General features: G+C 72.5%; 23 protein-coding genes and 2 pseudogenes. 14 read left to right on the top strand and 11 right to left on the bottom strand.

The features are described from left to right. Positions 1-76: 76 nt before the first annotated feature. On the top strand, positions 77-820 hold the full coding sequence (locus ACIHCM_RS12165) for an SDR family NAD(P)-dependent oxidoreductase (protein WP_399893138.1): 744 nt from the start codon (positions 77-79) through the stop codon (positions 818-820). A gap of 686 nt (positions 821-1,506) precedes the next feature. On the opposite strand, the gene alc is transcribed toward ACIHCM_RS12165, so the two are convergent. Next, complete coding sequence (gene alc, locus ACIHCM_RS12160; RefSeq protein ID WP_399893136.1) at positions 1,507-2,622, bottom strand: allantoicase; 1,116 nt, start codon at positions 2,620-2,622, stop codon at positions 1,507-1,509. A gap of 31 nt (positions 2,623-2,653) precedes the next feature. After that, on the bottom strand, positions 2,654-3,988 hold the full coding sequence (allB, locus tag ACIHCM_RS12155; protein ID WP_399893133.1) for an allantoinase AllB: 1,335 nt from the start codon (positions 3,986-3,988) through the stop codon (positions 2,654-2,656). 280 nt (positions 3,989-4,268) lie between these two features. On the opposite strand from allB, the gene ACIHCM_RS12150 reads away from it, so the two are divergent. Further along, positions 4,269-5,063: an IclR family transcriptional regulator gene (locus ACIHCM_RS12150; protein WP_399893130.1), complete on the top strand. Its 795-nt coding sequence runs from the start codon at positions 4,269-4,271 to the stop codon at positions 5,061-5,063. 144 nt (positions 5,064-5,207) lie between these two features. Here ACIHCM_RS12150 and ACIHCM_RS12145 read toward each other — a convergent pair whose 3' ends face one another. Then, a complete protein-coding gene (locus ACIHCM_RS12145; RefSeq protein ID WP_399893127.1) occupies positions 5,208-5,525 on the bottom strand; it encodes a DUF5955 family protein in 318 nt (105 codons plus the stop codon). Between the two features lie 185 nt (positions 5,526-5,710). Here ACIHCM_RS12145 and ACIHCM_RS12140 point away from each other — a divergent pair, with 185 nt between their 5' ends. Together ACIHCM_RS12140 and aceB are read left to right on the top strand one after the other, a co-directional pair. Continuing rightward, complete coding sequence (locus tag ACIHCM_RS12140) at positions 5,711-6,313, top strand: NTP transferase domain-containing protein (RefSeq protein WP_399893124.1); 603 nt, start codon at positions 5,711-5,713, stop codon at positions 6,311-6,313. Positions 6,314-6,497: 184 nt separating this feature from the next. Continuing rightward, positions 6,498-8,120 (top strand): malate synthase A, encoded by a 1,623-nt coding sequence (gene aceB / locus ACIHCM_RS12135; protein WP_399893121.1) that lies wholly within the window; start codon positions 6,498-6,500, stop codon positions 8,118-8,120. An 18-nt stretch (positions 8,121-8,138) separates the two neighbouring features. Here the strand turns inward: aceB and ACIHCM_RS12130 are convergent, their stop codons facing one another. Further along, positions 8,139-8,417 (bottom strand): SelT/SelW/SelH family protein, encoded by a 279-nt coding sequence (locus ACIHCM_RS12130; RefSeq protein ID WP_399893118.1) that lies wholly within the window; start codon positions 8,415-8,417, stop codon positions 8,139-8,141. Next, a complete protein-coding gene (locus ACIHCM_RS12125; RefSeq protein ID WP_399893116.1) occupies positions 8,414-9,328 on the bottom strand; it encodes a HipA family kinase in 915 nt (304 codons plus the stop codon). The genes ACIHCM_RS12130 and ACIHCM_RS12125 overlap by 4 nt, the downstream gene beginning before the upstream one ends. A gap of 714 nt (positions 9,329-10,042) precedes the next feature. Between ACIHCM_RS12125 and ACIHCM_RS12120 the strand changes: the two genes are divergently transcribed. Beyond that, a complete protein-coding gene (locus ACIHCM_RS12120; RefSeq protein WP_399893113.1) occupies positions 10,043-11,506 on the top strand; it encodes a catalase in 1,464 nt (487 codons plus the stop codon). A 176-nt stretch (positions 11,507-11,682) separates the two neighbouring features. On the opposite strand, the gene ACIHCM_RS12115 is transcribed toward ACIHCM_RS12120, so the two are convergent. After that, on the bottom strand, positions 11,683-12,756 hold the full coding sequence (locus ACIHCM_RS12115) for an NAD(+)/NADH kinase (RefSeq protein WP_399893111.1): 1,074 nt from the start codon (positions 12,754-12,756) through the stop codon (positions 11,683-11,685). 224 nt (positions 12,757-12,980) lie between these two features. On the opposite strand from ACIHCM_RS12115, the pseudogene ACIHCM_RS12110 reads away from it, so the two are divergent. The 3 genes and pseudogenes from ACIHCM_RS12110 to ACIHCM_RS12100 form a co-directional block, all read left to right on the top strand. Further along, positions 12,981-13,655: pseudogene (locus ACIHCM_RS12110) on the top strand (LLM class flavin-dependent oxidoreductase); the annotation flags it as partial. Positions 13,656-13,770: 115 nt separating this feature from the next. Next, positions 13,771-13,935, top strand: a pseudogene (locus tag ACIHCM_RS12105) (winged helix-turn-helix transcriptional regulator); the annotation flags it as partial. Positions 13,936-14,240: 305 nt separating this feature from the next. Next, positions 14,241-14,681: a hypothetical protein gene (locus ACIHCM_RS12100; RefSeq protein ID WP_399893108.1), complete on the top strand. Its 441-nt coding sequence runs from the start codon at positions 14,241-14,243 to the stop codon at positions 14,679-14,681. Positions 14,682-14,766: 85 nt separating this feature from the next. On the opposite strand, the gene ACIHCM_RS12095 is transcribed toward ACIHCM_RS12100, so the two are convergent. After that, a complete protein-coding gene (locus tag ACIHCM_RS12095; protein ID WP_399893105.1) occupies positions 14,767-17,193 on the bottom strand; it encodes a SpoIIE family protein phosphatase in 2,427 nt (808 codons plus the stop codon). 282 nt (positions 17,194-17,475) lie between these two features. Between ACIHCM_RS12095 and ACIHCM_RS12090 the strand changes: the two genes are divergently transcribed. Further along, positions 17,476-17,949, top strand: coding sequence for a MarR family winged helix-turn-helix transcriptional regulator (locus ACIHCM_RS12090; protein WP_399893102.1), 474 nt, complete (start codon positions 17,476-17,478; stop codon positions 17,947-17,949). Between the two features lie 74 nt (positions 17,950-18,023). On the opposite strand, the gene ACIHCM_RS12085 is transcribed toward ACIHCM_RS12090, so the two are convergent. After that, a complete protein-coding gene (locus ACIHCM_RS12085; protein ID WP_399893099.1) occupies positions 18,024-18,521 on the bottom strand; it encodes a MarR family winged helix-turn-helix transcriptional regulator in 498 nt (165 codons plus the stop codon). Between the two features lie 122 nt (positions 18,522-18,643). Here ACIHCM_RS12085 and ACIHCM_RS12080 point away from each other — a divergent pair, with 122 nt between their 5' ends. The 4 genes from ACIHCM_RS12080 (at position 18,644) to ACIHCM_RS12065 (ending at position 21,186) form a co-directional block, all read left to right on the top strand. Continuing rightward, positions 18,644-18,997 carry a DoxX family protein gene (locus ACIHCM_RS12080; RefSeq protein WP_399893095.1) on the top strand — a complete coding sequence of 118 codons (354 nt, stop codon included), beginning with the start codon at positions 18,644-18,646 and terminating at the stop codon, positions 18,995-18,997. A 168-nt stretch (positions 18,998-19,165) separates the two neighbouring features. Further along, positions 19,166-19,687 (top strand): (2Fe-2S)-binding protein, encoded by a 522-nt coding sequence (locus ACIHCM_RS12075; RefSeq protein ID WP_399893093.1) that lies wholly within the window; start codon positions 19,166-19,168, stop codon positions 19,685-19,687. 5 nt (positions 19,688-19,692) lie between these two features. Further along, positions 19,693-20,679 (top strand): FAD binding domain-containing protein, encoded by a 987-nt coding sequence (locus ACIHCM_RS12070; protein WP_399893091.1) that lies wholly within the window; start codon positions 19,693-19,695, stop codon positions 20,677-20,679. A gap of 330 nt (positions 20,680-21,009) precedes the next feature. Further along, positions 21,010-21,186 carry a hypothetical protein gene (locus ACIHCM_RS12065; RefSeq protein WP_399893088.1) on the top strand — a complete coding sequence of 59 codons (177 nt, stop codon included), beginning with the start codon at positions 21,010-21,012 and terminating at the stop codon, positions 21,184-21,186. Between the two features lie 151 nt (positions 21,187-21,337). Here the strand turns inward: ACIHCM_RS12065 and ACIHCM_RS12060 are convergent, their stop codons facing one another. From ACIHCM_RS12060 to ACIHCM_RS12050, 3 genes are all read right to left on the bottom strand, one after another. Next, the gene (locus tag ACIHCM_RS12060) at positions 21,338-21,574 is read right to left on the bottom strand and encodes a hypothetical protein (protein WP_399893085.1); all 237 of its coding nucleotides are present in this window, start codon (positions 21,572-21,574) and stop codon (positions 21,338-21,340) included. A gap of 231 nt (positions 21,575-21,805) precedes the next feature. Continuing rightward, positions 21,806-22,807 carry a helix-turn-helix domain-containing protein gene (locus tag ACIHCM_RS12055; RefSeq protein WP_399893082.1) on the bottom strand — a complete coding sequence of 334 codons (1,002 nt, stop codon included), beginning with the start codon at positions 22,805-22,807 and terminating at the stop codon, positions 21,806-21,808. Between the two features lie 81 nt (positions 22,808-22,888). Continuing rightward, entirely contained in the window at positions 22,889-24,403 is a 1,515-nt protein-coding gene (locus tag ACIHCM_RS12050) for an IucA/IucC family protein (RefSeq protein ID WP_399893078.1), read from the bottom strand. A 112-nt stretch (positions 24,404-24,515) separates the two neighbouring features. Between ACIHCM_RS12050 and ACIHCM_RS12045 the strand changes: the two genes are divergently transcribed. Beyond that, positions 24,516-26,009 (top strand): IucA/IucC family protein, encoded by a 1,494-nt coding sequence (locus ACIHCM_RS12045; RefSeq protein ID WP_399893075.1) that lies wholly within the window; start codon positions 24,516-24,518, stop codon positions 26,007-26,009. Positions 26,010-26,041: the final 32 nt, after the last annotated feature.

The raw sequence follows: 26,041 nt of genomic DNA, 5'->3' as shown, positions 1-26,041 counted from the left end.
CGGTGTCCGTTCGCCGCCAGCGACTCCGCCGGGCGCTCGCTGGAATGGACACATGACTTCACAAGTGACACAGAACATGACTCTTCGGACCCCGCTCGAGGGCAAGGTGGCCCTGGTGACCGGCGGCAGCCGCGGGATCGGCGCGGCGACGGCGCTGCGGCTGGCACGGGAGGGCGCCGACGTGGCGGTGACGTACGTGAACGGCAAGGAGGCGGCCGAGGACGTGGCACGCGCCGTCGAGGCGCTGGGGCGGCGGGCCGTCGCCCTGCGGGCGGACTCCGCGGACGCGGACGAGGCGGCGGGGGCCGTGGAGCGTGCGGTGGAGGCGCTCGGCGGGCTCGACGTACTGGTGAACAACGCGGGCGTGGGGGTGCTCGGGCCCCTGGAGGCGCTCTCGCTCGCCGACGTGGACCGGGTGCTCGCGGTGAACGTCCGGGCTGTCTTCCTTGCCTCCCAGGCCGCCGCCGCGCGGATGCCGGAGGGCGGCCGGATCATCATCATCGGCAGCTGCATGGCCCAGCGGGTGCCGGGCCCGGGCGGCACGCTCTACGCGACCAGCAAGGCGGCGCTGACCGGGCTGACCAAGGCGCTGGCCAGGGAGCTGGGCGGGCGCGGGATCACGGCGAACATCGTGCATCCCGGACCGATAGACACCGACATGAACCCGGCCGACGGGCCGTACGCGGCAGCCCAGTCGGCACTGACCGCGCTCGGCCGGTTCGGGACGGCCGAGGAGGTGGCCTCGACGGTCGCCCACCTCGCGAGCGCCACGTACGTCACCGGCGCCGAGTTCTCCGTCGACGGCGGGCACGCGGCGTGAGGGACGCGGGGCGCACCGGTGCTGTCCAGGCCGGGTGCGCCCCGCGAGTCGTCAGGCGCCCTGTTCGGATCGGGCACCGGCCGCCGGCTCCGGGGTAGGCGTCAGCGTCCCCGCCCGAGGTCGGCTCACCCCTGGCCAGCGGAGCATCAGCCCCCGCGGCAGCGTTGCGTGGGCTGCCCTGTCCGAGGTGGGCATCAGATGCCCCGGCCAGGTGGCCATCAGATGCCCCGGCCAGGTGGCCATCAGATGCCCCGGCCGAGGTTGGATCCCCCAGGCCAGGGATTGCACCAGCCCCGACTCGCGTGGCGCGCCGGCCTCCCCGGCCGAGGTGGGCATCAGATGCCCCGGCCGAGGTTGGATCGCCCCCGGCCAGGGATGGCACCAGAGCCCAACCCCCGTGACGTGAGCCGCGCCCCGGCCAGGAGGGACATCACCCCCGCCCGGGTGGACATCAGCCGCCCCCGCCCAGGGAGCCGGGTGCCCCCCGGCCAGGAGGGACATCAGCCCCCCGCCCGTGTGGACATCGGCCGCCCCGCCCGGCTGGGCATCAGCCGCCCCTGCCCAGGGAGCCGGGTGACCCCCGGCCAGGGATGGCACCAGAGCCCGGTCAGGGGTACGTCGGCCGGCCGGCAGAGGTGGGTTCGCCGCCCGCTTCGGGAGGGCAGGCCGCGCTTCAGGGCGTGGCCTCAGCCGCCCAGTTCCTGGTGGCGGGCCGCCAGCTGGGTCGCGCCCTCCTGGGTCAGGGAGCCGAACAGGCGCAGACGGGAGATGCCGCCGTCCGGGAAGATGTCCACGCGCGCGTGCGTGCCGACGGCGGCGTCCCTCAGGACGAAGCGGTGGTTGGTGTCGGGCTGGAGACGGGTGCGGGGCAGCACCTCGGTCCACTCGCCGTCCTCGCCGTCCCTGACGGACACCGACGCCCAGCCCGCGCTGTTGCCCTTCAGATACGCGGTGTCGATCTCGATCGCGCGGATCTGGGCCTGGGCCACCAGCCGGTAACGGATCCAGTCGTGCCCCTGGTCGCGGCGCCGGCGGGTCTCCCAGCCGTCGTCCATCTTGCGGGAGCGGCCCGGCTGGATGGTGTTGGTGGCCGGCGAGTAGAAGCGGTCGGAGGCGTCCTCCACCTGACCGCCGTTCTCGAGGGCGACCACGTCGAAGTTGCCGAGCACCGACAGCCACTCGGGGTCAGGTGCCACCTCGCCGAACACACGCAGCCGTGCGATGCCGCCGTCGGGGTGCTGGTTGACGCGCAGGTGCGTGAAGCGCTGCTCGGCCTCGACGGTGAAGCCGTTCGCCGCGTGGCCGCCGACCGGCGTGCGCGGCACCAGCGTCGTCCATTTCACGTCGTCGGCCAGCAGCTCCGCGGGAGAGGGGGAGCCGGGGAGCGAGGTGCCCTCGATGGACACGGACTGCGGGTAGTTGCCGCGGAAGTGGGCGGTGTCGACCACGATCCCGCGGATCACGCCGGGCGCGCCGAGCCGGACCAGCGCCCAGTCGTGGTCCTCCGCGGTGGGCCAGGGGTGCTCGGCGGACGCCCCCCGGCGCCGCCGGGTCTCCCAGCCGTCCATGATCTTGCCCTTGTGCCCGAAGTGCTCAGGGTCGAACTCGGCGCGCTCGGGCACCAGCAGGTTCTCGCGCTGGGCGAAGAACTCGTCGTTGGCGGCGATGACACCGGCACCGAGCGTGCGGTCGGCGAGGTTGGCGTACTGGGTGAAGGGGAAGTCGGCGGTGCGGTAGTCCGCGTACGGGTCGCCGCCTCCGTAGGGGCTCGCGTCGCCGGTGAAACTCGGTGTCGCCGTCACGGTGATCAGATCTGCCTTTCAGACGTCGGGTTCAGGGGAGGCGGGTGAGCAGTCGCCCCTTCGGGTCGGTGAACTCGCCGTCCGCCACGATGCGTTCGCCGCGCAGCCAGGTGGACTTCACGACGCCGCTGAGGGTGCGTCCGGCGTACGCCGTGACGCGGTTGCGGTGCTGGAGGGCTACGGGGTCCACGGTGAACGTCTCGTCGGGTGCGAGGACGGCGAAGTCGGCGTCCCGGCCGGCCTCGATCGCGCCCTTCTGGGTGAGCCCCACGAGGTCCGCGGTGCGCGTGGACATCCAGCGGACCACGTCCTCCAGGGTGTGGCCGCGCTCGCGGGCCGCCGTCCAGACTGCGGGCAGGCTCAGCTGGAGTCCGGAGATGCCGCCCCAGGCGGTGGCGAAGTCGTTGGTCTTCAGGTCGGCGGTCGACGGGGAGTGGTCGGTGACCACGCAGTCGATCGTGCCGTCGGCGAGCGCCTGCCACAGCAGGTCCTGGTTGGCGGCCTCGCGGATCGGCGGGCAGCACTTGAACTCACTGGCGCCGTCCGGGACTTCCTCGGCGGTCAGGGTGAGGTAGTGCGGGCACGTCTCGACGGTGACGCGTACGCCCTCGGCGCGGGCCGCGGCGATCAGCGGCAGCGCGTCGCTGGAGGACAGGTGCAGCACGTGCACGCGCGCGTGGAGGCGTTTCGCCTGTGCGATCAGCGTGGCGATCGCGGTGTCCTCCGCGTCGCGCGGCCGGCTGGCGAGGAAGTGGGCGTACTTGGGTCCGCCCTGCTGCGGTGCCGCGGCGAGGTGGTGCGGGTCCTCGGCGTGCACGATGAGCAGGCCGCCGAACCCGGCGATCTCGGCCATGGACCGGGCGAGCTGCTCCTGGTCGAGGTGCGGGAACTCGTCCACCCCGGAGGGCGACAGGAACGCCTTGAAGCCGAAGACCCCGGCTTCGTGCAGCGGGCGCAGGTCCTTGACGTTGTCCGGCAGCGCGCCGCCCCAGAAACCGACGTCGATGTGCGCCTTGGCACGCGCCACGTCCTGCTTGGTCCGCAGGTGGCCGACGGTGGTGGTCGGCGGCAGCGAGTTGAGCGGCATGTCGACGAGGGTGGTGATGCCGCCGGCCGCCGCGGCGCGCGTGGCGGTCCAGAAGCCCTCCCACTCGGTGCGGCCGGGGTCGTTGACGTGCACGTGGGTGTCGACGAGGCCGGGCAGCAGGACGTCGTCGCCGAAGTCCTCCACCCGGGCGCCTCCGGCCGGGGCGTCGTGCGGCAGTACGGCGGTGATCCTCCCGCCGGCGACCGCGACGGACGCGGGGCGAGTCCCCTCGGGCGTGATCACGCGCGTCGAGCGCAGCACCAGTTCAGCGTCGGACACCCGGACCCCTCTCTCTGCCGCCGTCCGCTTCCCTGAGAATGGGAAACGGGACCTGCTTCCGCCTGACGGAATTCAACGTTCTGTTGAAGGAGTCTTCACTCCCGCCCGCACACCGTCAAGAGGCACACTTCTCCACAGTGCGCTTCCGGCGCCCACTCTGGACGTTTCCACAAGGCGGAATTACAATTCCAGCAAGCAGAACGTAGCTACGCACAAGCGGGCAGTCCACAGGCTGCCGGGTAGGCTTCTGCCCTCCTGTCAGCCTCGAAAGGAACGCGCCGTGCCGACGTCCAGCGCCAGCACCACCGACGCCGTCAAGTCCGCGAGCGGCGGCGTCCAGTCCCTCGAGCGCGCCTTCGACCTGCTGGAGCGGATGGCCGACGCCGGTGGCGAAGTGGGGCTGAGCGAGCTGTCCGCGAGCAGCGGACTGCCGTTGCCGACGATCCACCGGCTGATGCGCACCCTGGTCGCCTGCGGATACGTCCGCCAGCAGCCCAACCGGCGCTACGCGCTCGGCCCGCGGCTGATCCGGCTCGGCGAGTCCGCCTCCCGCCTGCTCGGCACCTGGGCCCGCCCCTACCTCGCCCGGCTCGTCGAGGAGACCGGCGAGACGGCCAACATGGCCCTGCTCGACGGGGACGAGATCGTCTACGTCGCCCAGGTGCCGTCCAAGCACTCGATGCGCATGTTCACGGAGGTGGGCCGGCGTGTGCTGCCGCACTCCACGGGCGTGGGCAAGGCACTGCTCGCGAGCTTCCCGGACGAGGAGGTGCGCTCCCTGCTGATGCGCACCGGCATGCCCGCCGCGACGGAGAAGACGATCACCACGCCGGACGGCTTCCTGGCGGCGCTCGACGACGTCCGCCGGACCGGTTACGCCGTCGACGACAACGAGCAGGAGATCGGCGTCCGCTGCCTGGCGGTGTCGGTGCCCGACTCCCCCACCGCCGCCGCGATCTCCATCTCGGGACCGGCCGGCCGCGTGACGGAAGCAGCGACGGAGCGGATCGTGCCGGTGCTCCAGCAGATCGCCGTGGAACTCTCCGAGGCACTGATCACCCAGAACCCCGCCTGACGGCACGGCAGCCCCAGGCCGACCGGTACGCACCCCCTGGCCGCCCGGCAACCGGCCGAGCCCCGGACCGACCCGGCCCCGCGCACGGCACCCGAACCCAGCAGGCCCCGACCCGCGTCCCGGCCCCGGAGGGCCCCCGTCGGCCTAGTCCCTCCCCGGCGGCTCGCCGAACAGGTCCACCGCGGTCCGGACGTCCGACAGCCCGCGTGACAGTGCGCTCACCGAGCCGATCGCGCCGGCGATCAGCAACAGCGAGCGGCGCAGGCGCGGGATCTCGGGTCTGCCGTCGACGGTCATTGCCGCGAGTGCCGCGAGTTCGTCCTCGGCGACGGCACGGTCGGGGAACTCCACGGGGAGCGTGGCGAGTTCACGGCGCAGCCGGGAGACGGCGGACCGCAGTCCCGCCACCCTCGGGTCCTCGTCGCTGCCGGTCACTGGCCTCTGCCCCAAGCTCCGCAACACAGCTCTCCCCCCTGGCACACCGTTGTGCACAGCCACACCCTGCTCCCCCGTGCGCCCCATGGCGCCGGTCGTGCGCCGGGGACGCGGGCCAGTAAACGCCACCGGGTGCCGATCCGCCACCACGCGGACCGAAATTCAGCCCCTGGGGACCGCCCCGTCCGCGTGCGGTCAGGTATGCAGGAACCATGACGGATCACAACGAGCCCCCGGTCGCCGCACTCCTGCTCGCCGCGGGCGGCGGACGCCGGCTCGGCGGCCGGCCGAAGGCGCTGCTCGAACACCGGGGCCGTCCGCTGGTCGAGCACGCGGTGGCGGTGCTGCGCTCGGCCGGCTGCACGCGCGTGCATGTGGTGCTGGGGGCGCGCGCCGGCGCCGTACGGCAGCGGGCGGAGCTGTCCGGCTGCGTGCTGGTGGACAACCCGGACTGGGAGCGGGGCATGGGCTCCTCGCTGCGCGCAGGGCTGGATTCGCTCGCCGGGACGGGCGCGCGGGCCGCGCTGGTGTCGCTCGTCGACCAGCCCGGGATCGGGCCGGAGGCGGTCGCCCGCGTACTGGCCGGCTACTCGGACGAGTCGTCGCTCGTATCGGCCGCCTACGACGGCGTACGCGGCCATCCCGTGCTCTTCGGGGCCGCGCACTGGGCGGGCGTCGCTACGACCGCGACCGGCGACCGGGGGGCACGCGCGTACCTGAAGGAGCGCGAGGCCGGAATCCGTCTCGTGGAGTGCGGGGACGTGGCGCGGCCGTACGACATCGACACGGCGGCTGATCTGCAGCACCTTGAGTGAGCGGGATGGCACCCAGCGCCACCTTGCCTCGACTCAGAGAATCTCGACATCAACAGACCATTGAAGTTCCACAATGAGGAAACTAATATCCACTGACCAGAGGCACCCGACCGCACAGCGGGTGCGATATATCCCCTACGCGCCATCTGGCACCCGGTGCCACCGCTGAAGGAAGTGACAGCTCATGTCCGCACCAGCGCCGTCTCCGCCGGCCATCGTCGACGCCGAGCCCCTGCCCCGGCAGGAGGAGGTCCTCACCGACGCGGCGCTCGCCTTCGTGGCCGAGCTGCACCGCCGGTTCACGCCCCGGCGTGACGAACTCCTCGCCCGCCGCGCGGAACGCCGCGCCGAGATCGCCCGCACCTCCACGCTCGACTTCCTCCCGGAGACCGCACAGATCCGCGAGGACCCCACCTGGCGCGTCGCGCCCGCCCCGGCCGCGCTGAACGACCGCCGGGTCGAGATCACCGGACCCACCGACCGCAAGATGACCATCAACGCCCTGAACTCGGGTGCGAAGGTCTGGCTCGCGGACTTCGAGGACGCCTCCGCGCCCACCTGGGAGAACGTCGTCACCGGCCAGCTCAACCTGATCGACGCCTACACCCGCAACATCGACTTCACCGACCCCGCGTCCGGCAAGTCGTACGCGCTCAAGGCCGAGGCGGAGCTGGCGACCGTCGTCATGCGCCCGCGCGGCTGGCACCTGAACGAGCGCCATCTGCAGGTGGACGGACAGCAGGTCCCGGGTGCGCTCGTCGACTTCGGCCTGTACTTCTTCCACAACGCCCAGCGCCTGCTCGACCTCGGCAAGGGCCCCTACTTCTACCTGCCGAAGACCGAGTCGCACCTGGAGGCCCGTCTCTGGAACGAGGTCTTCGTCTTCGCCCAGGACTACGTCGGCATCCCGCAGGGCGCCGTCCGCGCCACCGTCCTGATCGAGACGATCACGGCCGCGTACGAGATGGAGGAGATCCTCTACGAACTGCGCGACCACGCCTCCGGGCTGAACGCCGGCCGCTGGGACTACCTCTTCTCCATCGTCAAGAACTTCCGTGACGGCGGCCCGAAGTTCGTGCTGCCGGACCGCAACGCGGTGACGATGACCGCCCCGTTCATGCGCGCGTACACCGAACTCCTCGTCCGCACCTGCCACAAGCGGGGCGCACACGCGATCGGCGGCATGGCGGCGTTCATCCCGTCCCGCCGGGACGCCGAGGTCAACAAGGTCGCCTTCGAGAAGGTCCGCGCCGACAAGGACCGCGAGGCGAACGACGGTTTCGACGGCTCCTGGGTCGCCCACCCCGACCTGGTCCCGATCGCCATGGAGTCCTTCGACAAGGTCCTCGGCGACAAGCCGCACCAGAAGGACCGGCTGCGCGAGGACGTCGAGGTCAAGGCCGAGGACCTCATCGCCGTGGACTCCCTGGACGCCAAGCCCACGTACGCCGGTCTCGTGAACGCCGTGCAGGTCGGCATCCGCTACATCGAGGCCTGGCTGCGCGGTCTGGGCGCCGTCGCCATCTTCAACCTGATGGAGGACGCCGCCACCGCCGAGATCTCCCGTTCGCAGATCTGGCAGTGGATCAACGCGGGTGTGGTCCTCGACAACGGCGAGCGGGTCACCGCCGAGCTGGCCCGCAAGGTCGCCGCCGAGGAGCTGGCGGCGCTGCGCGCCGAGATCGGCGAGGAGGCGTTCGCGGCCGGCAACTGGCAGCAGGCGCACGATCTGCTGCTGACCGTCTCCCTCGACGAGGACTACGCCGACTTCCTGACGCTGCCGGCGTACGAGCAGCTCAAGGGCTGAGCCCGGAGCAAGCGGCGCTCACCTGTCCGAGTGGCCCAGGGACTTCCCCGGGGCCACTCGGTCGCGTACGAGCCGCTTGACCGCGGTGGGCTCGGGGAAGCCCTGCTCGCGGCGGTCCCAGACCACCTCGTCGTTCACCCGGACGACGAACACCCCGCCCGTGCCGGGCTTCAGCGCCAGCTCGGTCAGCTCGGCCTCGAACGTCGTCAGCAGTTCCTGCGCCAGCCAGGCGGCACGGGGCAGCCACTTGCACTGGGTGCAGTACTCGATCTGGACGCGCTGGATCCCGGTCGTCATCCCAGGTGCACCGACCAATCCTGTTCCGCGGCGGGTTTGCCGTGCAGGTCGGGGACCTGCTTGAGCCATTGCGGCCTGCCTTGCCGTGTCCTCGCCGCGCGCACGGCCTCCTCGGCGGCGATCTCCTCGCGGGTGGGGAAGTCCGTGGGCAGCCAGGCACCGGAGGCCCGCACACGCGCGTGCAGGTAGCCCACGTAGGCGTCCCGGGCCGCGTCGGGCGTGCCGAAGTCCGGGTCGCCCGCCAGCCAGGCGTCCGGCACCTCGGCGAGCACCGCGCGCAGCAGTTCCTCGCTCACACGGGGGGCCAGTTCGGCGTCGGCGGCCCGTACGTCGGGCGCGTAGTGGCCGAGGGCGTGGTGGCGGAAGTCGTACGCCTTCCCGGGGGCGGAGGTGTCCCAGCGGTGGTGGAAGACGAGGGCGGCGCCGTGGTCGATCAGCCACAGGCGCGGGGGTGCGACGCCGAGGGTGGGCCAGACCATGAGGTTGGAGCTGTGCACCGTACGGTCGACGTTGACGGTCAGCGCGTCGAGCCAGACGATCCGTCCGGCCTCCAGCGGATCGACCGGGAAGACCTTCGCGACCTCCGGGGTGAAGTCCCGCGCCCCCGGGAGATAGTCCATGCCGAGGTTGACCCCGTCGCTCGCCGTGTGCAGATCGCGCACCTCCTGGTGCTCCTCGTGCCCGGCGATCGCCGGGTCGAAGTGCACCAGGACCAGCTCCGGGAAACGCAGCCCCAGCGCCCGCGCCAGCTCACCGACGACCACCTCGGCGACCAGCGCCTTGCGGCCCTGCGCGGAGCCGGTGAACTTCACGACGTAGGTCCCGCAGTCGTCGGCCTCGACGATGCCGGGGACGGAGCCGCCGGAGCGCAGGGGCTCGATGTAGCGGGTCGCGGTGACTTCTCTCAGCATCTTCCAAGGCCCAACCGGTCGGTTACCTTACATTCGCGAGGACTGGCGGGGATTCGGCCGGCATCCCCGTGTCTCGGTCTCCCCAGCAGTCCGTCGGTCGCGGTGCCGCCCATATCTCCGGTCTCCGGTCTCCGGCATGAAGTGAGCATATTAACCAAGCGTGACACCTGGGGCGCGGGTCAGGATCCGTCCACGGGGCGAAGCGACGGTGCCCACGTGAGACTGAAAGCGTGGCCGAACAGGAACGACGCGGGAACGAACGGGCCATGACCGATCGAACTCCTGCCCGCCTCCGCCCCCGGGGTGCCGGTCGTGGCCGAGGTCCTGGCCGACCAGGCTGCCGGCGGTACTGCCGGCTGCAGGGGTCTCTGATGGGCCGGGTGCTCGGCGTGGACGCGGTCACCGTCGCCCGCAGGTGGAAGAGGCTCACCGACAGCGGGGCCGCCCGGGTGAGCGGCTACCTCGCACCGGCGAGATGGCCCACCTCGGATTCCGGGTCGGCGACCGCGCGGTGGTCCTGCGCACGGAGAAGAACGTCGGCCGCATTCTCGACCACCGTGGGCACGGTGTGGCGACGGTGCCGTTGGAGCGGCTCGACTGGGGGTACCCGCACGACAACGCCCAGCATTGGACAAAGTCCAAATGTTGCCGATGTCGTGGCAGCGGAGTTGACTGCTGGGTGCCACCTGTCACCGCTCAGGACGGAGGAGGCTCATGACTCAGGAGCCCCGGACGGCCCCGTACACCACCAACAACCACGGCATCCCGGTGGAGAGCGACGAGCACTCGCTCACCGTGGGAGCCGACGGCCCCATCCTGCTCCAGGATCACTACCTGATCGAGAAGATGGCCCAGTTCAACCGGGAACGGGTGCCCGAGCGGGTGGTCCATGCCAAGGGCAGCGGAGCGTACGGCTTCTTCGAAGTGACCAACGACGTAAGCCAGTTCACCAAGGCCGACCTCTTCCAGCCCGGGAAGCGCACGCAGATGCTGGCGCGCTTCTCGACCGTCGCCGGTGAGCAGGGTTCGCCGGACACCTGGCGCGACCCGCGCGGCTTCGCCCTGAAGTTCTACACCGAGCACGGCAACTACGACATGGTCGGCAACAACACGCCGATCTTCTTCGTGCGCGACACGATCAAGTTCCAGGACTTCATCCGCTCCCAGAAGCGCCACCCGGTGACCGGGCTGCGCAGCAACGACATGCAGTGGGACTTCTGGACCCTCTCCCCCGAGTCCGCGCACCAGGTGACGTGGCTGATGGGCGACCGGGGCATCCCGAAGACCTACCGCCACATGAACGGCTACTCGTCGCACACCTACATGTGGATCAACGGTGGCGGCGAGCGGTTCTGGGTGAAGTACCACTTCAAGACCGACCAGGGCATCGACTTCCTGACCCAGGAGGAGGCCGACGAGCTGGCCGGGGCCGACGCGGACAAGCACCGCCGCGACCTGTTCGAGGCGATCGAGTCCGGGAACGCGCCGAGCTGGACCCTCAAGGTCCAGATCATGCCGTTCGAGGACGCCGCGGACTACCGCTTCAACCCGTTCGACCTCACCAAGGTGTGGCCGCACGGCGACTACCCGCTGATCGACGTCGGCCGGATGGTCCTCGACACCAACCCCGAGGACTACTTCGTCCACATCGAGCAGGCCGCGTTCGAGCCGTCCAACCTGGTGCCGGGCATCGGCCCCTCGCCGGACAAGATGCTGCTGGGCCGGCTGTTCTCGTACCCGGACACCCACCGGTACCGGATCGGCCCGAACTACGCACAGCTCCCGCCGAACCGGCCGCACTCCCCGGTGAACTCGTACGCCAAGGACGGCCCGATGCGCTACGAGCCGTCCCGGGCGTCGATGCCGTACGCGCCGAACTCCTACGGCGGCCCGGCCGCGGACTTCGGCCGCTTCGGCGACGCCGCGAGCTGGCACACCGCCGGTGAGCTGGTCCGTGAGGCGACCAAGCTGCACGCCGAGGACGACGACTGGGGCCAGGCCGGGACGATGGTCCGCGAGGTCCTGGACGACGCGGCCCGGGATCGGCTGGTCTCCAACGTCAGCGGCCATCTGCTCCAGGGCGTCTCCCGCCCGGTCGTCGACCGCGCGCTCCAGTACTGGCGGAACATCGACAAGAACATCGGCGACCGCATCGCGTCCGCGGTCAACGGCGGTTGACGCGGCCGTATTCGGCCGCCGGTGCCGAAGGCGCGCAGGCCGCGCCGGGCACACCGATGCCGGGGCCCCCGCGTCCGACGCCCGGACGCCGGGGCCCCGGCGCTGCTCATGAGCACCCGGACGTCTCCGCGCGGGGGCCGTGTCCCGCGACAGCGGGGTGAGCCGCGCGGCGGCGCTCACAGGTGGGGGGAGGTGTCCTCCGAGGGCGACGGCAGTGCCAGATGGGCCAGGTCTCCGGGCGGCGGGGTCGTGATCGACCACAGCGGCGCGGGCGAGCCGTCGGCGACCGCGGCCGGGGCGTCGGTCAGGTTCATCCGGTCCCGCAGCCGGCCGTAGAAGTCCATCGGCCCGAGCCGTACGGCCCGCAGCCGGCGGGGGGCGGCGTATACGCCGATCCAGTTCCCCGCCTTCAGCACGCCCCGCAACTGGCCGTCCACGCTGACCGCGGCGGGCCCCGACCGTTCGAGCACCCGCAGACCGACGGGTTCGTCGGGGGCGGTGATGACCGAGCGGTTGAACGCCATGTGCGGGGCGACCGGCGTGAAGACGAGTGCCTCGGCGCGCGGCGAGACGACCGGCCCGCCCGCGGCGAAACTGTAGGCCGTCGAGCCGGTCGGCGTGGCCACGAGGAGCGCGTCGGCCGAATAGGACGCCAGGAGCCTGCCGCTGACGTAGACGCCGACGGACACCTGCCGGTCCCTGGCCAGCTTCTCCAGGACGACGTCGTTGAGCGCGGTGACGTCCAGCGGAATACCCCACTCCGCGTCGACCGCGCAGTCGGGGACCACCTGGGGTGGGGGCAGCAACGGCCCGCGCCCGTACCGCGCCCAGGCCTCCATGTCCGCCGGCATCTCCAGGCGGCACGAGGCGCGCATGGCCAGCAGCATGCGGCTGTCGACCCGGAGCCGGTCGTCGAGCACCGCGTCCAGCGCCGAACGCAGGCCGGAGGCGGGCACCTCCGTCAGGAAGCCCACCCGCCCCAGGTTCACGCCGAGGAGCAGGGCGTCGTGCACGGCGGCCAGCCGGGCACCGCGCAGGAAGGTGCCGTCGCCGCCCAGGGTGACGATGAGATCGGGGTCGCCCGCGGCGGCGACCTCCTCGACGGCGCCGCGCCGCCCGCCGTCGCACCAGACGTCGATGTCCGTGCAGCGGACGGCGTTCTCCTCGCACCAGGCACGGACCACCTGAGCGGCGTCCAGGGCCTCCGTGCGTCCGCCGTGCACGACCAGGCCGAGTCGGCTCACTTCCATCTGCGCCTCCAGGACGGCTCGTTCGGACGCGGGCGCGAGGTCGACCCGGGAGGGCGCGGGTCCGTCGGCGGAGGCCGACCCCGACCCGGTCGCCGGTCACCTCACCTTCAGGATCGCCTCATCCGCCCGGCTCCGCGCCTCCTCGGCGAGCGGGGCGCTTACCTGTGATCAGTGACTTACCCCCGGCTTTGCCCGGGGCGGTCCGGCCGCCGGAATCTGGCCGCATGACCGACTACGCACGCCCGCTCTCCTTCGGGCTGAGCCTCGATCCCCCCGCCGCACCGGAACACACCAGGCGCCTGGCGCGCCTGGCCGAGGACGGCGGCCTGGACCACCTCGCCGTTCAGGACCACCCCTACCAGCCGGCACACCTCGACACCTGGACCCTGATCAGCAACCTGGCCGCGACCACCGAACGCATCTCCTTCTTCACGGACGTCGCCGACCTGCAACTGCGTCCGCCGGCCATGCTGGCCAAGGCCGCCGCGTCGCTGAGCGTGCTCACCGGCGGCCGGATCCAGCTCGGCGTCGGCGGCGGCGCCTTCGCCGAGGCCATCGCCTCGATGGGCGCAGTGCCGCGGCGCGGCGGGCAGATGGTCGCCGGCACCGAGGAGTCCCTCGGGCTGATGCGCCGCGCCCTGGCCGGAGAGCCGGTACGGCTGCACAGCGCGCACCACTCGGTGACCGGCTACCGTGCCGGCCCCGTACCGGCGCGGCCCGTGGAACTCTGGCTCGGCGCCGAGAAGCCCAGGATGCTCGCGGTGACCGGACGTGCGGCGGACGGCTGGATCTCCCCGCTGGACATCTACGTGCCCCCGGCGCAGGTCCCCTGCCGCCAGGAGATCATCGACGAAGCGGCCGCGGCGGCGGGACGCGCCCCCGAGTCGATCCGCCGCGTCTACGACGTGATCGGGTCCATCGGCCGGCAGGGGGCCGGCCAGGGGCTCGCCGGAGACGTGCGGCGGTGGGCGGACACACTCACCGAGTGGGCCGTCCTCCTCGGGTTCGACACCGGCCGGGCTCGTCGTGCGCGAGGTCGACGAGGGGCCTCCACTGCGCGTCTCCTACCGCCTGACCGAGGCCGGGGCCGCGCTCGAACCCGCGCTCAAGGAGCTCGGGGAGTGGGCCAGGAGGCACCTGCCGGAGCCCCGTCCGGGCACGGCGCACACACGGAAGTGACCGGCCCCGCGCCACTGGAGCACCGATCCAGCCGGCGTAACCAGAGCTGCCACCTGTGAGCCCGGGCCGTCCGGCCCGGGCTCAGCCATTCTCTGACCAAGGCATCGGGGCTCAGGCATTCCCGGACGCAGATCACATGTGTGAGACAACCATCACGCAAGCTAAATCATTGAAGTGCTTCAATCATTTGCTACGTTTCATTCAGCGCGATGGCGTTCGGAACACACCGCGCTCCTGGACGGACCCGCTCCCATGGCGTCCCGTCGTTCGGCGCCCGAAGGCGGGCGCAGCAAGGAGACACGAACATGAGCAAGCTGATGCGACGCGTCGCCACCTCCGCCGTCTCGGTGACGCTGGCCGGTATCGCCCTGGCCGGCACCGCGGGCCCGGCGTCCGCGAAGCCGCTTCCCGCCGCGGAGGACCGGCAGGCCACCGGTGCCGCTGTCACCGAGCGGCGTGTCCCGGACCGGGACGTGACGGTCCGGGACGGCGAACGTCACCAGCGGGACGGGAGGCGTCACGACCGCGACGACCGGTGGCGGTGGCACCAGGAGAGGGACGGGCGCGGCTACTGGTACTACAGCCTCGACCACCGACACCACTACCGCTACGACGGTCACCACCTCCTGCGCCGGCTGGACGGCCGGTGGGTCGTCGTGGTGATGACGGACCGTCGGCACGGTGCCGACACCTGGTACCTCGACCAGCTCCGGTACGCCTACGAGTACGGCGCCCGCCAGGGCTGAACCCGTCCCGGCCCTTGCGGCCGGGACCGCGCCGGTGCCACGTCGACAGCGTCGTCCGCGTGGCACCGGGCGCGCGGCAGCCCGCTCAGACGGTGCTCTGCTCGACCCAGACGATCTTGCCGTCGTCCGTGTAGCGGGTCCCCCAGCGGTCCGAGGTCCGTGCGACGAGGAGCAGTCCGCGACCGCCCTCGTCGGTGGTGCGGGCGTGCCGCAGCCGCGGAGAGGTACTGCTGCCGTCGGAGACCTCGCATGTCAGGACGTGGCCCCGGATCAGCCGGAGCGTCACCGGCGGTTTGCCGTACCGGATGGCGTTGGTGACCAGCTCACTGACGATCAGTTCGGTGACGAAGGCCGCTTCGGTCAGGTCCCAGGCGGTGAGCTGCCGGGCGGCGAGGGAGCGGGCCGTGGCGACCGTTGCCGGATCGCTCGGGAGGTCCCACGAGGCGACGTGGGCCGGGTCCAGCTCATGGGTGCGGGCGACCAGAACGGCCGCGTCGTCGCGGGGGTGGGGTGGGAGCAGCGCGTCGGTCAGCGCGCTGCACATCGCCTGCACGGAGCCGTGGGAGCGGGTGAGCAGGCCGGTCAGGCGCTGCAGGGCCGGATCGTCGGGCCCCTGCCCCATCGCCTGTCCCGCGTGTCCCACCTGCCACGTCCGTTCCGCCTGGAGGAGCCCAGGGGTGTAGAGGACGAGCCTCGAGTTCTCCGGCACCTCGAAGTCCTCCCTGCCGAACGGCGCACCCGGGCAGCACAACGCGTCTCCCGCGGGACCCCGCACGGTGCGCACGGTGCCGTCCGGATGCACCACCAAGGGCCAGGGGTGGCCGGCGGAGGAGGCGGAGCAGCGCCGGGACAGGGGATCGTAGATGAGATAGAGGCACGTGGCGCCGCACAGCTGCCCGTGGCCGGTCCTGCCGGAGCCCGGCGCGGGCGGACGGCCGTCGCTGCCGCCGTGACCGTTCCCCCCGCTGGTCCCGCGGACCATGTCGTCGAGCCGGGCGAGCAGTTCGTCCGGCTCCAGGTCCAGGTCCGACAACGTCTGCAAGGCGGCCCGCAGCCCTCCTGCCGCCGCGGCGGACTGTATGCCCCGGCCCGGCACGTGTCCGGCCACCAGGGCCACCCGGGCACCGGAGAGCGGTACGGCATCGACCCAGTCACCCCCCGACCCGGCGGACACGGAGGTGTGCGCCACCTCCAGGGCCTGCTGGGGCGGGAGTCCGCCAGGGCGCAAGGTGTGCTGGAGGGCCACCAGGGAGTTGTGCTCGCGCAGATGCCGGCGGGCGTTGTCCAGACTCTCGGCGGTGCGCCGCGCGAGCTGCGCGACCAGGGTCAGGTCATCGGGCCCGAAGGGCCTGGCCTCTCCCCAGCGGCAGAAGACCGCGAGGCCGAGCGCCCGGTCCTGGGCGGCAAGCGGCGCCACGATCAGCGAGTGCGCCTCTTGCCCGCCGCGCGTGGGGTTCCCCATGCCACGAAGGACTTTCCGCCCCAGGGAGCTCAGCGGATCGACCGGACGCGGCTCGAGATCGGCGAGGACCTCGGCGGCCACCGCCGCGGGGAGCGGGCCTTCATGGCCGGCGGCCGTCCCGGAGGTCCGGTCGTCCCGGAAGCACGAAGTGGCCCGGCGCAGCACGGCGCCGGGCCGCACGGGCCCTGCCGTCAGGTCCTCACCCGCGAGCACTTCTTCCAGCACCTCGACCGCGACACCGTCGGCCGCCACCGGCACCGAGACCTCCGCCAGGCCCCGGGCCGTGTCCAGTGCGTCCAGGGTGGAGCCGATCCGGGAGCTGGCCCGGGCGAGCACGGTCAGCCGTTCGTGGGCGAGGTGGCGGTCGGTGACATCGACGGTGGCGTCGGCCAGGCCGAGGATCCTGCCCCGGGCGTCCTCCAGGCGGAAGACGGAGGCGGAGTAGACGTGATCGTGGTCCGGATCGCCCGGGGGACGCACCCGCTTCTCGATGCCGATCGCCGGCCGGCCCGTGGCGAGCACCTCCTCCATGACTCGCTCGACCCGCTCCACGCCGGCCCACACCTCCGTAGGGCGCCTGCCGACCGCTTCCTCCACGGAGGCACCTTGCATGCCCTCGCCCGCGGGGTTGAACCGGATCACGCGCAGCTGGGGGTCGAGCAGGAACAAGCCCACGGGCGAGCGCGTGAAGAGCGTCTCCAGAAGCGCCCTCTCCAGCTCGGGCGTGCCGTCCTGCCCCGCCGCCCCCGTCTCGTCCCGCTCCAGGGGTGCGAGCAGCACCTCCCACCCTGAGCCCTCGTCGCCCACGCCCTCGGGCCGGACGGCCAGCCGGCACCTCACCACGCCACCGTCGCGGCGCCGCAACGAGACGGCGAAGTCCTCAGCGGGGCCGGGCGGACGCCCGTCGGCAGCCGGGTCGGCCAGCAGCCCCAGGGCGGGACGTCCCCGTACGGCCTCCTCCGGGTAGCCGAGCAGCTTCTCGGCGGCCGGACTCCATCCCGCCAGGCGGCCTTGACGATCGACCAGGACGTGAATCCGCTCCGGGGCCACGGGGCCGTGAACCGGGCGACCCCTGCCCGTGGTGTGTGACGCAGACATGACGGATCAGCTCTCACTCGCCGCGGAGCCTTGCACCCGTCCAGTCTCCTCCAGGGCCCGCGAGCATGCACCGGCTTCGAGCCCCTCTCCCCCGAGGGCGGGACGGCGCCGCGCCGACGCGCGACACGGCCGCGTGAGCTCCCTCTACGTCACGGCCGCCGCCGACCCAAAATTAATGGATGAACATAAACGATATACGTCGCCTGATGATTGATCCACTGCTAGCATCGCGGTGTGACAGTTGACGCGCACCCGCCAGACGACCCGGCGAGCGACCTCCTGGACCGGCTCGGATTGCTTCTGGCCAGGCATGGCGCGGTGGCGGACAGCCGGATCCGGCACGCCCTGGAGGGCTTCCGGCTCACACCACGACAGGGCACGGCACTGATCCTGCTGGGCGCCTCGGGGTCCATGGGACAGCAGACCCTCGCCGCGGCGCTCGGCGTCGACGCGAGCGTCATGGTCGGGATTCTCAACGAGCTGGAGTCCGCGCGGCTCGTGGAGCGCCGTCGCGACCGGTCCGACCGCCGGCGTCACATCGTCGCCATCACCAGCGAGGGCAGATGCCTCCTGGCCAAGACCGATCAGGCCGTGACCGAGGTGGAGCGGCGCCTGTTCGGCCATCTCTCCCGGGAGGAGACAGCCACACTACGCAGCCTGCTCCTGCGGATCGAGACACCTCCGGACGAGCCCGCCTGCACCGAGTAGCGCCATGGGGGCCGGCACCCGGGGGTCACCACGCCGTCAGGCAGGCCCGGCGGCGCAGGCGGGCAGGGCGCCGGTCACTCCTCGGCGCAGGCCCCGCCACCCTCGGCGCAGGCCGCGTCGCCGGGAGTGGTGCGAACCCGAGCCAGCAGATCACGCAGGGTCGCGATCTCCTCGGACGAGAGGTCGGCGAAGAGCCCGCGCTCCACCTCGGCCACGGCGTCCTGAGCCTGAGCCAGGAGGGCGCGACCCTCCTCCGTGACGGCGACGATGTGGCGCCGGCGGTCGGAGGGGTCGCGACGGCGCTCCACGAGCTGAGCGGACTCCAGTTCGTTCAGAATCCCGACCATGACGCTGGGGTCCACCTCGAGCGCCGTCGCCAGGGCCTGCTGGCTCATGAATCCCGTCCTGCCCACCAGCATCAGCGCCGCACCCGGCCGGGCGGCCAGCCCGCAGGCCTCGAAGGCACGGTGGACGCGGCTGTTGGCGATGGCGCCGTTCCTGGCCAGCAGGAATCCGAGCCGGTTCAGAGGATCGCTCCCGGCCGCGTCGGCCACGGATTCGTTCACGCTCATCCCCCCACACTATCAAGGAGAGGATCATCACGATGACTAAATCATTGACTGTCACCTATTAATTTCGTCAGTCAACTTATTGCCCGACACGGGGCTGTTCACCACACCGACCGGAGAACCCGATGCCCTTCACCACAGCGCTGTTGTCCTGCGCGCTCGCGGCCTTCATGGCCTTTGCCGGCACACCCAAGCTCTCGGTCCGCCCGAGAACGCAGCAGATGGCCAGGCACCTGAGGGTGCCCACCGGCCTGCTGCGCCTCGCCGGCCTCGCGGAGGTCGTCGCCGCGATCGGGTTGCTGGTGGGTCTCTTCGAGGCGTGGGCCGGGCTGGCCGCGGGCGCGGGCGTGACCCTGCTGACGCTCGGCGCGGCGGCATCCCATCTGCGCGTCAGGGACCCCCTCGCCGCGGCCACGCCGGCCCTCGCCGCGGCCGCCGCAGCGGCCTGCGTAGCGGTGCTGCACGCCGTCGGCGGCTGAGCGGCGACCCGAGGCGCCGCAATGACGACCGCAATGCCAGGAAGGTCGTCCGTTCGACTTGAATCGCACATGTGATGCCGCAGCCATAAACTCGTCTGCAACAGCCGGCCCAGGGGGCTGCCGCTCTCTGTTCCGCTCGGTCTCATGCCCTGGAATCGAGTTGCTGCCATGGATCATGCAGACGCCGCGGCAATGCCGTCCCCCACCGACGCCCCGCCCGAAGTACCTCAGGTGGACGTCACGCTCGACGTGAACGACACCCGATACCACCTGCGTTTCGACAGCCGCGTCACCCTCCTCGACGCGCTGCGTGACCACCTCGGCCTGACAGGCGCCAAGAAGGGCTGCGACCAGGGGGCGTGCGGAGCCTGCACGGTGCTGGCCGACGGACGCCGCGTGGTCGCGTGCCTGGCACTGGCCGCGCAGTACGAAGGGCGGAAGATCACCACCGTCGAAGGCCTGGCCACCAACGGTGAACTGCACCGCCTGCAGGCGGCGTTCGCGCGGCACGACGCGTTCCAGTGCGGATACTGCACCCCGGGGCAGATCATGTCGGCTGTCGCCCTCATCGCCGAGGGGCGCACCTCCTGCGACGAGGACATCCGCGAGTTCATGAGTGGCAACATCTGCCGCTGCGGCGCCTATCCCGGCATCCGCGCCGCGATCCGCGACGTCGTGGCGGAGGGCTGACGACGATGGACCCCTTCGAATACGTGCGGGCCACCGACTCCAACCTGGCCGTGGCCGTCGTCAGCGACGATCCCCGCACCTCCTATCTCGCGGGCGGCACCACGCAGTTGGACCTGATGAAGGACGGCGTGCTGCATCCGCACCGGCTCGTCGACATCACCCGGCTGCCGCTCGGCGGCATCACGCACACCGAGTCGGCGGTCCATGTCGGGGCACTGACGACCATGGAGGAGCTCGCCGCCGACCCCCTCGTGCGGGAACGGCTGCCGTTCGTGCGGGAAGCACTTCTGCTCGGGGCCTCGGCGCAGCTGCGCAACATGGCCACCATCGGCGGGAATCTGCTGCAACGCGCCCGGTGCCGCTACTTCCGGGACCCGGCCGTGGCCGCGTGCAACAAGCGCAGCCCCGGATCCGGGTGCGCCGCCATCACCGGGGTGCACCGGATGCACGCCATCCTCGGCACCAGCGACCACTGCATCGCACTGCACGCGTCGGATGTCGCCGTGCCCCTGACCGCGCTGGACGCCATCGTCCACGTCCAGGGTGCGAACGGCGCCCGTGCCGTGCCGCTGACCCAGTTCTATCTTCCGCCCGGTGACACCCCGCACATCGAGAACGTGCTCCAGCACGGCGAGTTGATCACCTCGGTCGAGATCCCGCTGCTGCCGGGCGAGGCGCGTTCGCACTACATCAAGGTCCGCGACCGGGTGTCGTACGAGTTCGCGCTGGTCTCGGCGGGCGTGGCGCTGCTTCTCGAGGACGGCGTCATGCGCGAGGCGCGGATCGGGCTCGGCGGGGTGGGCACCGTTCCGTGGCGGGCGTGGGACGCCGAGGACGTGCTGCGGGACGCTCCCGCGACCTCGGAGACGTTCCTTGCCGCCGCCCGGGCCGCCCTGGTGGGGGCCCGTCCGCTGCCCGGCACCGCGTTCAAGATCGAACTGGCTCAGCGCACCCTCGTCCGCACCCTGGAAACCGTGTCAGGGCTGCAATGACCACGCGCGAAACGACCGCGGGCGGACGGGTCGCCGTCGACCTCGATCGGGACCTCCGGACCGTTGCGCCCGCACAGCAGCCGCAGGTACCGGCCGGGACCAGTCGTCGTCGGACGGGCCACGCAGCAGTCAAGGCCGACGGGCCCTGGATCGCGTCCGGGTGAGTTCCACGGAGCGAGCGATCCCGGACGTTACAACCATCACACTCAAGGAATCATTGAACTCCATCAACCATCTGTTAGGTTCAACGTAAGCGCGATGGCCAGGAGCCGGGACTCACCGGCACCGACCACGGCCACCGCTTCGACCTCTGCGTTTCCCGGAGTTCCCATGCTCAAGACCACGATCTTCCCGACCGCCGCACAGCTGCACCCGACAGGCGATGCCACCGCAGGCGGCCGCCACCGCGGCCGGCGCGCCCACGAGCACCCCTTTCTCCTGGGGCTGCCCGGCAGCGGCAGGCACCGGCGCGTCCGGGAAGCCGAGCTGTCCGGCGGGAGCGACTGACGCGCGGGCCCGCTGAAGCGGGCCCGCCACACCGACGCCTGCACCACATCGGGTGGCGATGGGATGCAGGGGCCGTACCCGCAGAGCGGCGCGGGCGGCCGTGGGCGGTGTCCACACGTGCCCTGGGGAGTGCGCGGTGGGCACCGCCCTGTCAGCTTCGCGCGCTGTGCCGCTCCCGCTCGAAGCCGCGGATCTCGTCGATGGACCTGAGCGTGACCGCTTCCTCCGCGGCCCCGAGCTGCCGCGAGATCTGCGCGGCGGTCCGCGACATCGCGGCGACGACGAAGGACAGCCGGGCCGGGGACAGCCGCCCCCGGGGCGCGGACACGTGCACCGCGGCGCTCACCGCGCCGGACGCGTCGACGACGGGGTGCCGCCGCCGCGCCACGAGCCCCCCGAGGTCATGGACCGGCTGCTGCCGACCCAGCCCATGGGCACCTGGGCGAACCGGCCGGCGTGGCCTGGGCCGCGCGGTTCTTCGCCTCGCCCGCGAGCCGGTCGGTCACCGGCCAGGTGCTGTACGTCTGCGGCGGCAAGAGCCTGTACGCCCCGCCCCCCCCCGCGCCTGAGCGCCCCGGTGCGGGGGGCGGGGGGCGGTGCTCGGTCCCCCGCACCGGGCTCAGATCCAGCCGCGGCGGGCGGCGTGCCAGCCGAGCTGCATCCGGGTGGCGACGCCCGCGAGGCTCATCAGGCCCTGGATCCGGCGCTGGACGGTACGACGGCTGATGCCGAGCTGGCCGGCGATGGCGTGGTCCGTGAGTCCGGCGACCATCAGCGAGAGCAGATGCCGGTCGTCCGCCGTGAGCGCGGTGGGGTCGGTCTGCGCGCCGGATCCGCCGAGCCGGCCCTCCGGCGTGACATGCAGGGGCACGCCGATCTCCCAGTAGCGCTCGAAGAGCGCCACGAGCGCCGCCAGCAGGCTGCTGCCGCGGATGACGGCGGCCGTCACGTCGCGGGGGTCGCTCGCCGGGCCGGCCGGTGCCAGGGGGCAGATGGCCAGGCACCGGTCGGCGACGGCCATGCGCAGCGGGAGCGCCGGCACGGCGCGCGCCACCTCACCCGCCCGCACGGCCTTGACGACGTTGTCGACGGCGCCCGCGTCGTCGAAGAACGCCTGCTCGTACAGGACCCGGTAGGCGACCCCGCCTGCCATGGCCTCGAACTCGGCCTCGTTGGTACCCGACGGCATCGCGACGTACTGCGCCTTGCAGAACCAGAGCAGTTCGCGGCGGGCGGTCGACTGGACCTGCTGCAGGCGCTGGCGCAGCGCCCCGGCGCCGGTGATGATCTCGACGACCTCGCCCGCGTCACGGGCCCAGGCGTGGTGGCGGTAGGCCTCCATGAGCTCGGCGATGACGCCGCGGGCCTTGTCCAGGTCGCCGGCCCGGCGTTCGAGCCGCGGCAGCAGTGTGACGTCGGGCGGGTTGGCGGCGAACCGCCCCGGCGCGCCGTCCACACCGCGGGCCAGGCCCTTCTCCTCCAGCGCCGCGAGGAGGCGCCGGGCGGTCCCGGCGTCCGTGCCCGTCGACGTGGCCACGTCCGTCGCCGACGCCGTGACGGCGAAGACGAGGGCGCGGTACGCGTCGGTCTCGGCGTCCGTGAGTCCCACCGGCTCCAGCATGCTCCGCCCTTCCGCCCCTGGCCGGCCACCGTCCGGCACACCGGTCAGAGTAAGCCAGGTGTACGAACGGGTGACCGGGGCCTATCCCCCGGCCAGCGGGTTGGGCAACGGCCGGTAGCGGGCGTCGGCGCCGTCCGCGCCCGTCCAGCGCAGCAGCAGGTTGGTCTTCGCGGGGAGCGTGGGTGCGGTGAGCAGTCCGGCGACCTCGGGCAGGTCGTGCCGGGCCAGCTCGCGGCGGACGGCGGGCCAGGGGTCCAGTCCCGCGTGCCGTTCCGCCAGCGCCCCGGCCACCTCGACCAGGTGGTTGACGACCAGGCAGTACACCAGCCGCTCCCACCCGGCCGCCCGCGACACCTCCGGTAGCAGCTTCACGCCCTCCGCGTCCCGGAACAGCGCCTGCACGGGGGTCCCGTCGGTGTCGCAGGCGACCAGCGAGTTCTGCAGGTGCGCCTCGACGACGACGCCGTGGCGGGCGAAGGCCCCGAGGACCGGGGGCACCATCTGGCGCAGATACGCCTCCCACCAGCGCGCCGGGTCCGTCGCGCCGTCCAGCGGGCTGCCCGTGAAGCCCTCGACCAGTCCCGCCGCCAGGAAGGGGGTCGCGCCGGGCAGGAGGTGACCGCGCAGCCCGTCGCGGACCAGGACGGCGAGTTCCTCGAAGGCGAAACCGGCGGTGCGGTATCCCCGGTCCGTCAGCCAGGCCGCCGTACCACCCGTGAAGGCATTGCTCGTGGCGGCGTCGGTACGGCGCAGCCGGACCAGGTCGTGCCGCCACAGCCGCCGTACGTCGTTGGTGATGCGCACGTCGAGGCTGAACTTGAGGAACAGGTCGCGCTCCGGGGCGTACACCGTGCGGATCGCGGCCGTGGGCCAGACCGGACAGGCGGTGGTGCCCAGCCGGATCAGCCGCCCGTCGGCGAAGGCGGGGGCGAGGTCGCGCGCGGTCAGGTCGAGCTGCCAGGGGTGGGCGGGCAGCAGCCGGTAGCCGGACGGGGGCTCGCCGAGGGCGTCGAGCGCCGAGGTGTCCCCCTCCTCGACGACGGCGTCCTCGCGCAGCCCGAGCAGGACGAGGGGGAAGCGGGCGTGCGCCTCGGGGGCGTAGGGGAGCCAGCCGGCGACGGGTCCGCCGCCGCGCGCCTTGGGGGCGGGGTGGTGGGGATGGCCGGTGATCAGGGACTGCTCGGAGCGCAGATAGGGGTCCTCGGGCGGGGTGGCACGCGCGCGTGCGGCGAGGACGGCGGCGACGGCGTCCCGGCTGTCGGCCATCTCGGCGGGCAGTTCGTGGTTGGCGAGGCCGGTGTGACGGCGCAGTTCCTCGGCGACGAGCTTGACGAGTTCGGTGTGGTCGAGGCGGTGCCAGCCGCGTGGTGTGTACACCTCGGGAGCGGTGGGCCGCCGGCTGCCGCGCACCCGCAGCAGCCGGTCCCCTCCGGGCAGCCGGTAGACCCCTTCACGCCCGGGCAGCGGCCGGGCCACCTCGCGCAGCAGACAGTTGAGCAGCGGCGCGGCGGCGTAGGCGTCGGCCAGATCGGCGACGTCCTCGGGTGCCCCGGCGTCGGCGCCGCCGGGCGGGGGGATGAGGTCCACGCGTTCCACTCGTTCCCTACGGTTCATTCGTGCGGAGACGATCAGTATCCCGGTCGTCACCGCCGCCGTGACCGCCCAGGTCGGGCCGGCCTGGCCCGACCCGCCCCCGAGGAGCCCGCCCGTGCACCGTCCCCCCACCGCCGAGGCCGGGGTCGCCGACGAACTGTCCGTCGTCCGCCCGGACCTCGCCGCGCGGTACGCGGCCGAACTGCCCGCCGCCCGGGCGGCCGTACTGACGCGCCTGTGGCGTGCGCTCACCCATGAGCCGCTCCCCTGGATCGAGGGCCGTGTGCCGGGGCCGGACGGCGTCACCGTGCGGCTGCGCGACGGCCGCCGGCTGCACGGACCCGCGCCGGACCCGTACGCGACCGCCGCGTACGTCACCGCCGTACGGCTGGACGGCGTGCCGTACGACCGTCCGGCACAGCTGATGACGGATCTCGCGGTACCGCACGGCGCGGAACTCGCCGTGGACCTCGACCACAGCGCCGCCTCCCTGGCCCTGTCAAGGGCGGCACAGCCGGCTCGGCCGGAGGAGTGGCCCGAAAAGGACTGGGAGTGGGAGCAGCGGGTGGTGGACGGGCATCCGTACCACCCGAACTGCCGCTCCCGGCCGGGGTTCTCGGTGGCCGAGCAGCTCGCCCACGCCCCCGAGCACCGTCCGGTGGTGGAACTCGGTCTGGTGCCGGTTCCGGCGGAGGCGTGCCTGGTGACAGGGGCCTGGCCGGACCGGATGCGCGACGGGCGGCGCGTGCTGATCCCGGTGCATCCCTGGCAGGCGGCCCACGTGCTGAAGCGGACGTGCGAGGAGCGGCTCACCGGGCACCCGCTGATGTCCCTGCGCACTCTCGCCCTGGACGACGGCGTGCACGTCAAGACGGCGCTCAGCGCGCGTCTGACGTCGTCGGTGCGGGACATCTCGGTGCCGTCGGTCGCCGCGTCCATGACCCTTTCGGCGTTCGCGGAGGAACTGGCGGCGCGCACGGACGGCCTGATGCACGTCACGCGCACGCTGGGCGCGGTCACGGACGGGTCGCCGGATCTGGCGGCCGTGCTGCGGGAGTCGCCCGGGGAGTACGGGGGCGCCGGTGAGCGCGTGCTGCCGGTGGCGGCGCTCGCGTACACGGGGCTCGCACGGTCCGCGGCCTGGCTGGGGGAGTTCGCGCGGCTCACCCTCACCGTCGGGCTGCGGTTGCTGGACCTGGGCGTGGCGCTGGAGGCGCACGGCCAGAACCTGCTCGTCGTGCTGTCCGGGAGCGGCACGCCGGTGCGGCTGGTCTATCGGGACCTGGCCGACATCCGGGTCAGCCCGGCCCGGCTCGCCCGGCACGGCATCCCGGTACCGGAGCTGCCGGCCCGCATCCTCACGGACGATGTGACGGCGCTGCGGCGCAAGCTGTTCGGCTCGTTGGTGGCGGGCGCCCTGGCCGCCACCGCCGGGTCGGGGCCGGCGCTGGAGGAGGCGCTGCAGAGTGCCGTACGGGAGCTGCCGCGCACCCCCGATCTCGCCGCGCTGTGCGGGGAGCCCCTGCCGGTGAAGGCGCTGACGCTGATGCGGCTGTCGCCGGGGCGGGTCGGCGATCTGTGGACGGAGCTGCCCAATCCGCTTCTTTGACCGGCTGTTGGGGAGCCGGACGGCCTGCCGTG

The sequence above is a fragment of the Streptomyces sp. NPDC052023 genome (genome assembly GCF_044548465.1).
Taxonomy (GTDB): Bacteria; Actinomycetota; Actinomycetes; order Streptomycetales; family Streptomycetaceae; genus Streptomyces.
The sequence above is the reverse complement of the archived record's forward strand: the minus strand, read 5'-3'. Positions and strand labels throughout refer to the sequence as shown.

Excerpts from the sequence above, each read along its gene's own strand:
- ACIHCM_RS12165 (WP_399893138.1), top strand. The coding sequence starts at position 77 with ATGACTCTTCGGACCCCGCTCGAGGGCAAGGTGGCCCTGGTGACCGGC.
- ACIHCM_RS12140 (WP_399893124.1), top strand. The coding sequence starts at position 5,711 with ATGACGGATCACAACGAGCCCCCGGTCGCCGCACTCCTGCTCGCCGCG.
- aceB (WP_399893121.1), top strand. The coding sequence starts at position 6,498 with ATGTCCGCACCAGCGCCGTCTCCGCCGGCCATCGTCGACGCCGAGCCC.
- ACIHCM_RS12130 (WP_399893118.1), bottom strand. The coding sequence starts at position 8,417 with ATGACGACCGGGATCCAGCGCGTCCAGATCGAGTACTGCACCCAGTGC.
- ACIHCM_RS12125 (WP_399893116.1), bottom strand. The coding sequence starts at position 9,328 with ATGCTGAGAGAAGTCACCGCGACCCGCTACATCGAGCCCCTGCGCTCC.
- ACIHCM_RS12120 (WP_399893113.1), top strand. The coding sequence starts at position 10,043 with ATGACTCAGGAGCCCCGGACGGCCCCGTACACCACCAACAACCACGGC.
- ACIHCM_RS12115 (WP_399893111.1), bottom strand. The coding sequence starts at position 12,756 with ATGGAAGTGAGCCGACTCGGCCTGGTCGTGCACGGCGGACGCACGGAG.
- ACIHCM_RS12100 (WP_399893108.1), top strand. The coding sequence starts at position 14,241 with ATGAGCAAGCTGATGCGACGCGTCGCCACCTCCGCCGTCTCGGTGACG.
- ACIHCM_RS12085 (WP_399893099.1), bottom strand. The coding sequence starts at position 18,521 with ATGAGCGTGAACGAATCCGTGGCCGACGCGGCCGGGAGCGATCCTCTG.
- ACIHCM_RS12080 (WP_399893095.1), top strand. The coding sequence starts at position 18,644 with ATGCCCTTCACCACAGCGCTGTTGTCCTGCGCGCTCGCGGCCTTCATG.
- ACIHCM_RS12075 (WP_399893093.1), top strand. The coding sequence starts at position 19,166 with ATGGATCATGCAGACGCCGCGGCAATGCCGTCCCCCACCGACGCCCCG.
- ACIHCM_RS12070 (WP_399893091.1), top strand. The coding sequence starts at position 19,693 with ATGGACCCCTTCGAATACGTGCGGGCCACCGACTCCAACCTGGCCGTG.
- ACIHCM_RS12065 (WP_399893088.1), top strand. The coding sequence starts at position 21,010 with ATGCTCAAGACCACGATCTTCCCGACCGCCGCACAGCTGCACCCGACA.
- ACIHCM_RS12055 (WP_399893082.1), bottom strand. The coding sequence starts at position 22,807 with ATGCTGGAGCCGGTGGGACTCACGGACGCCGAGACCGACGCGTACCGC.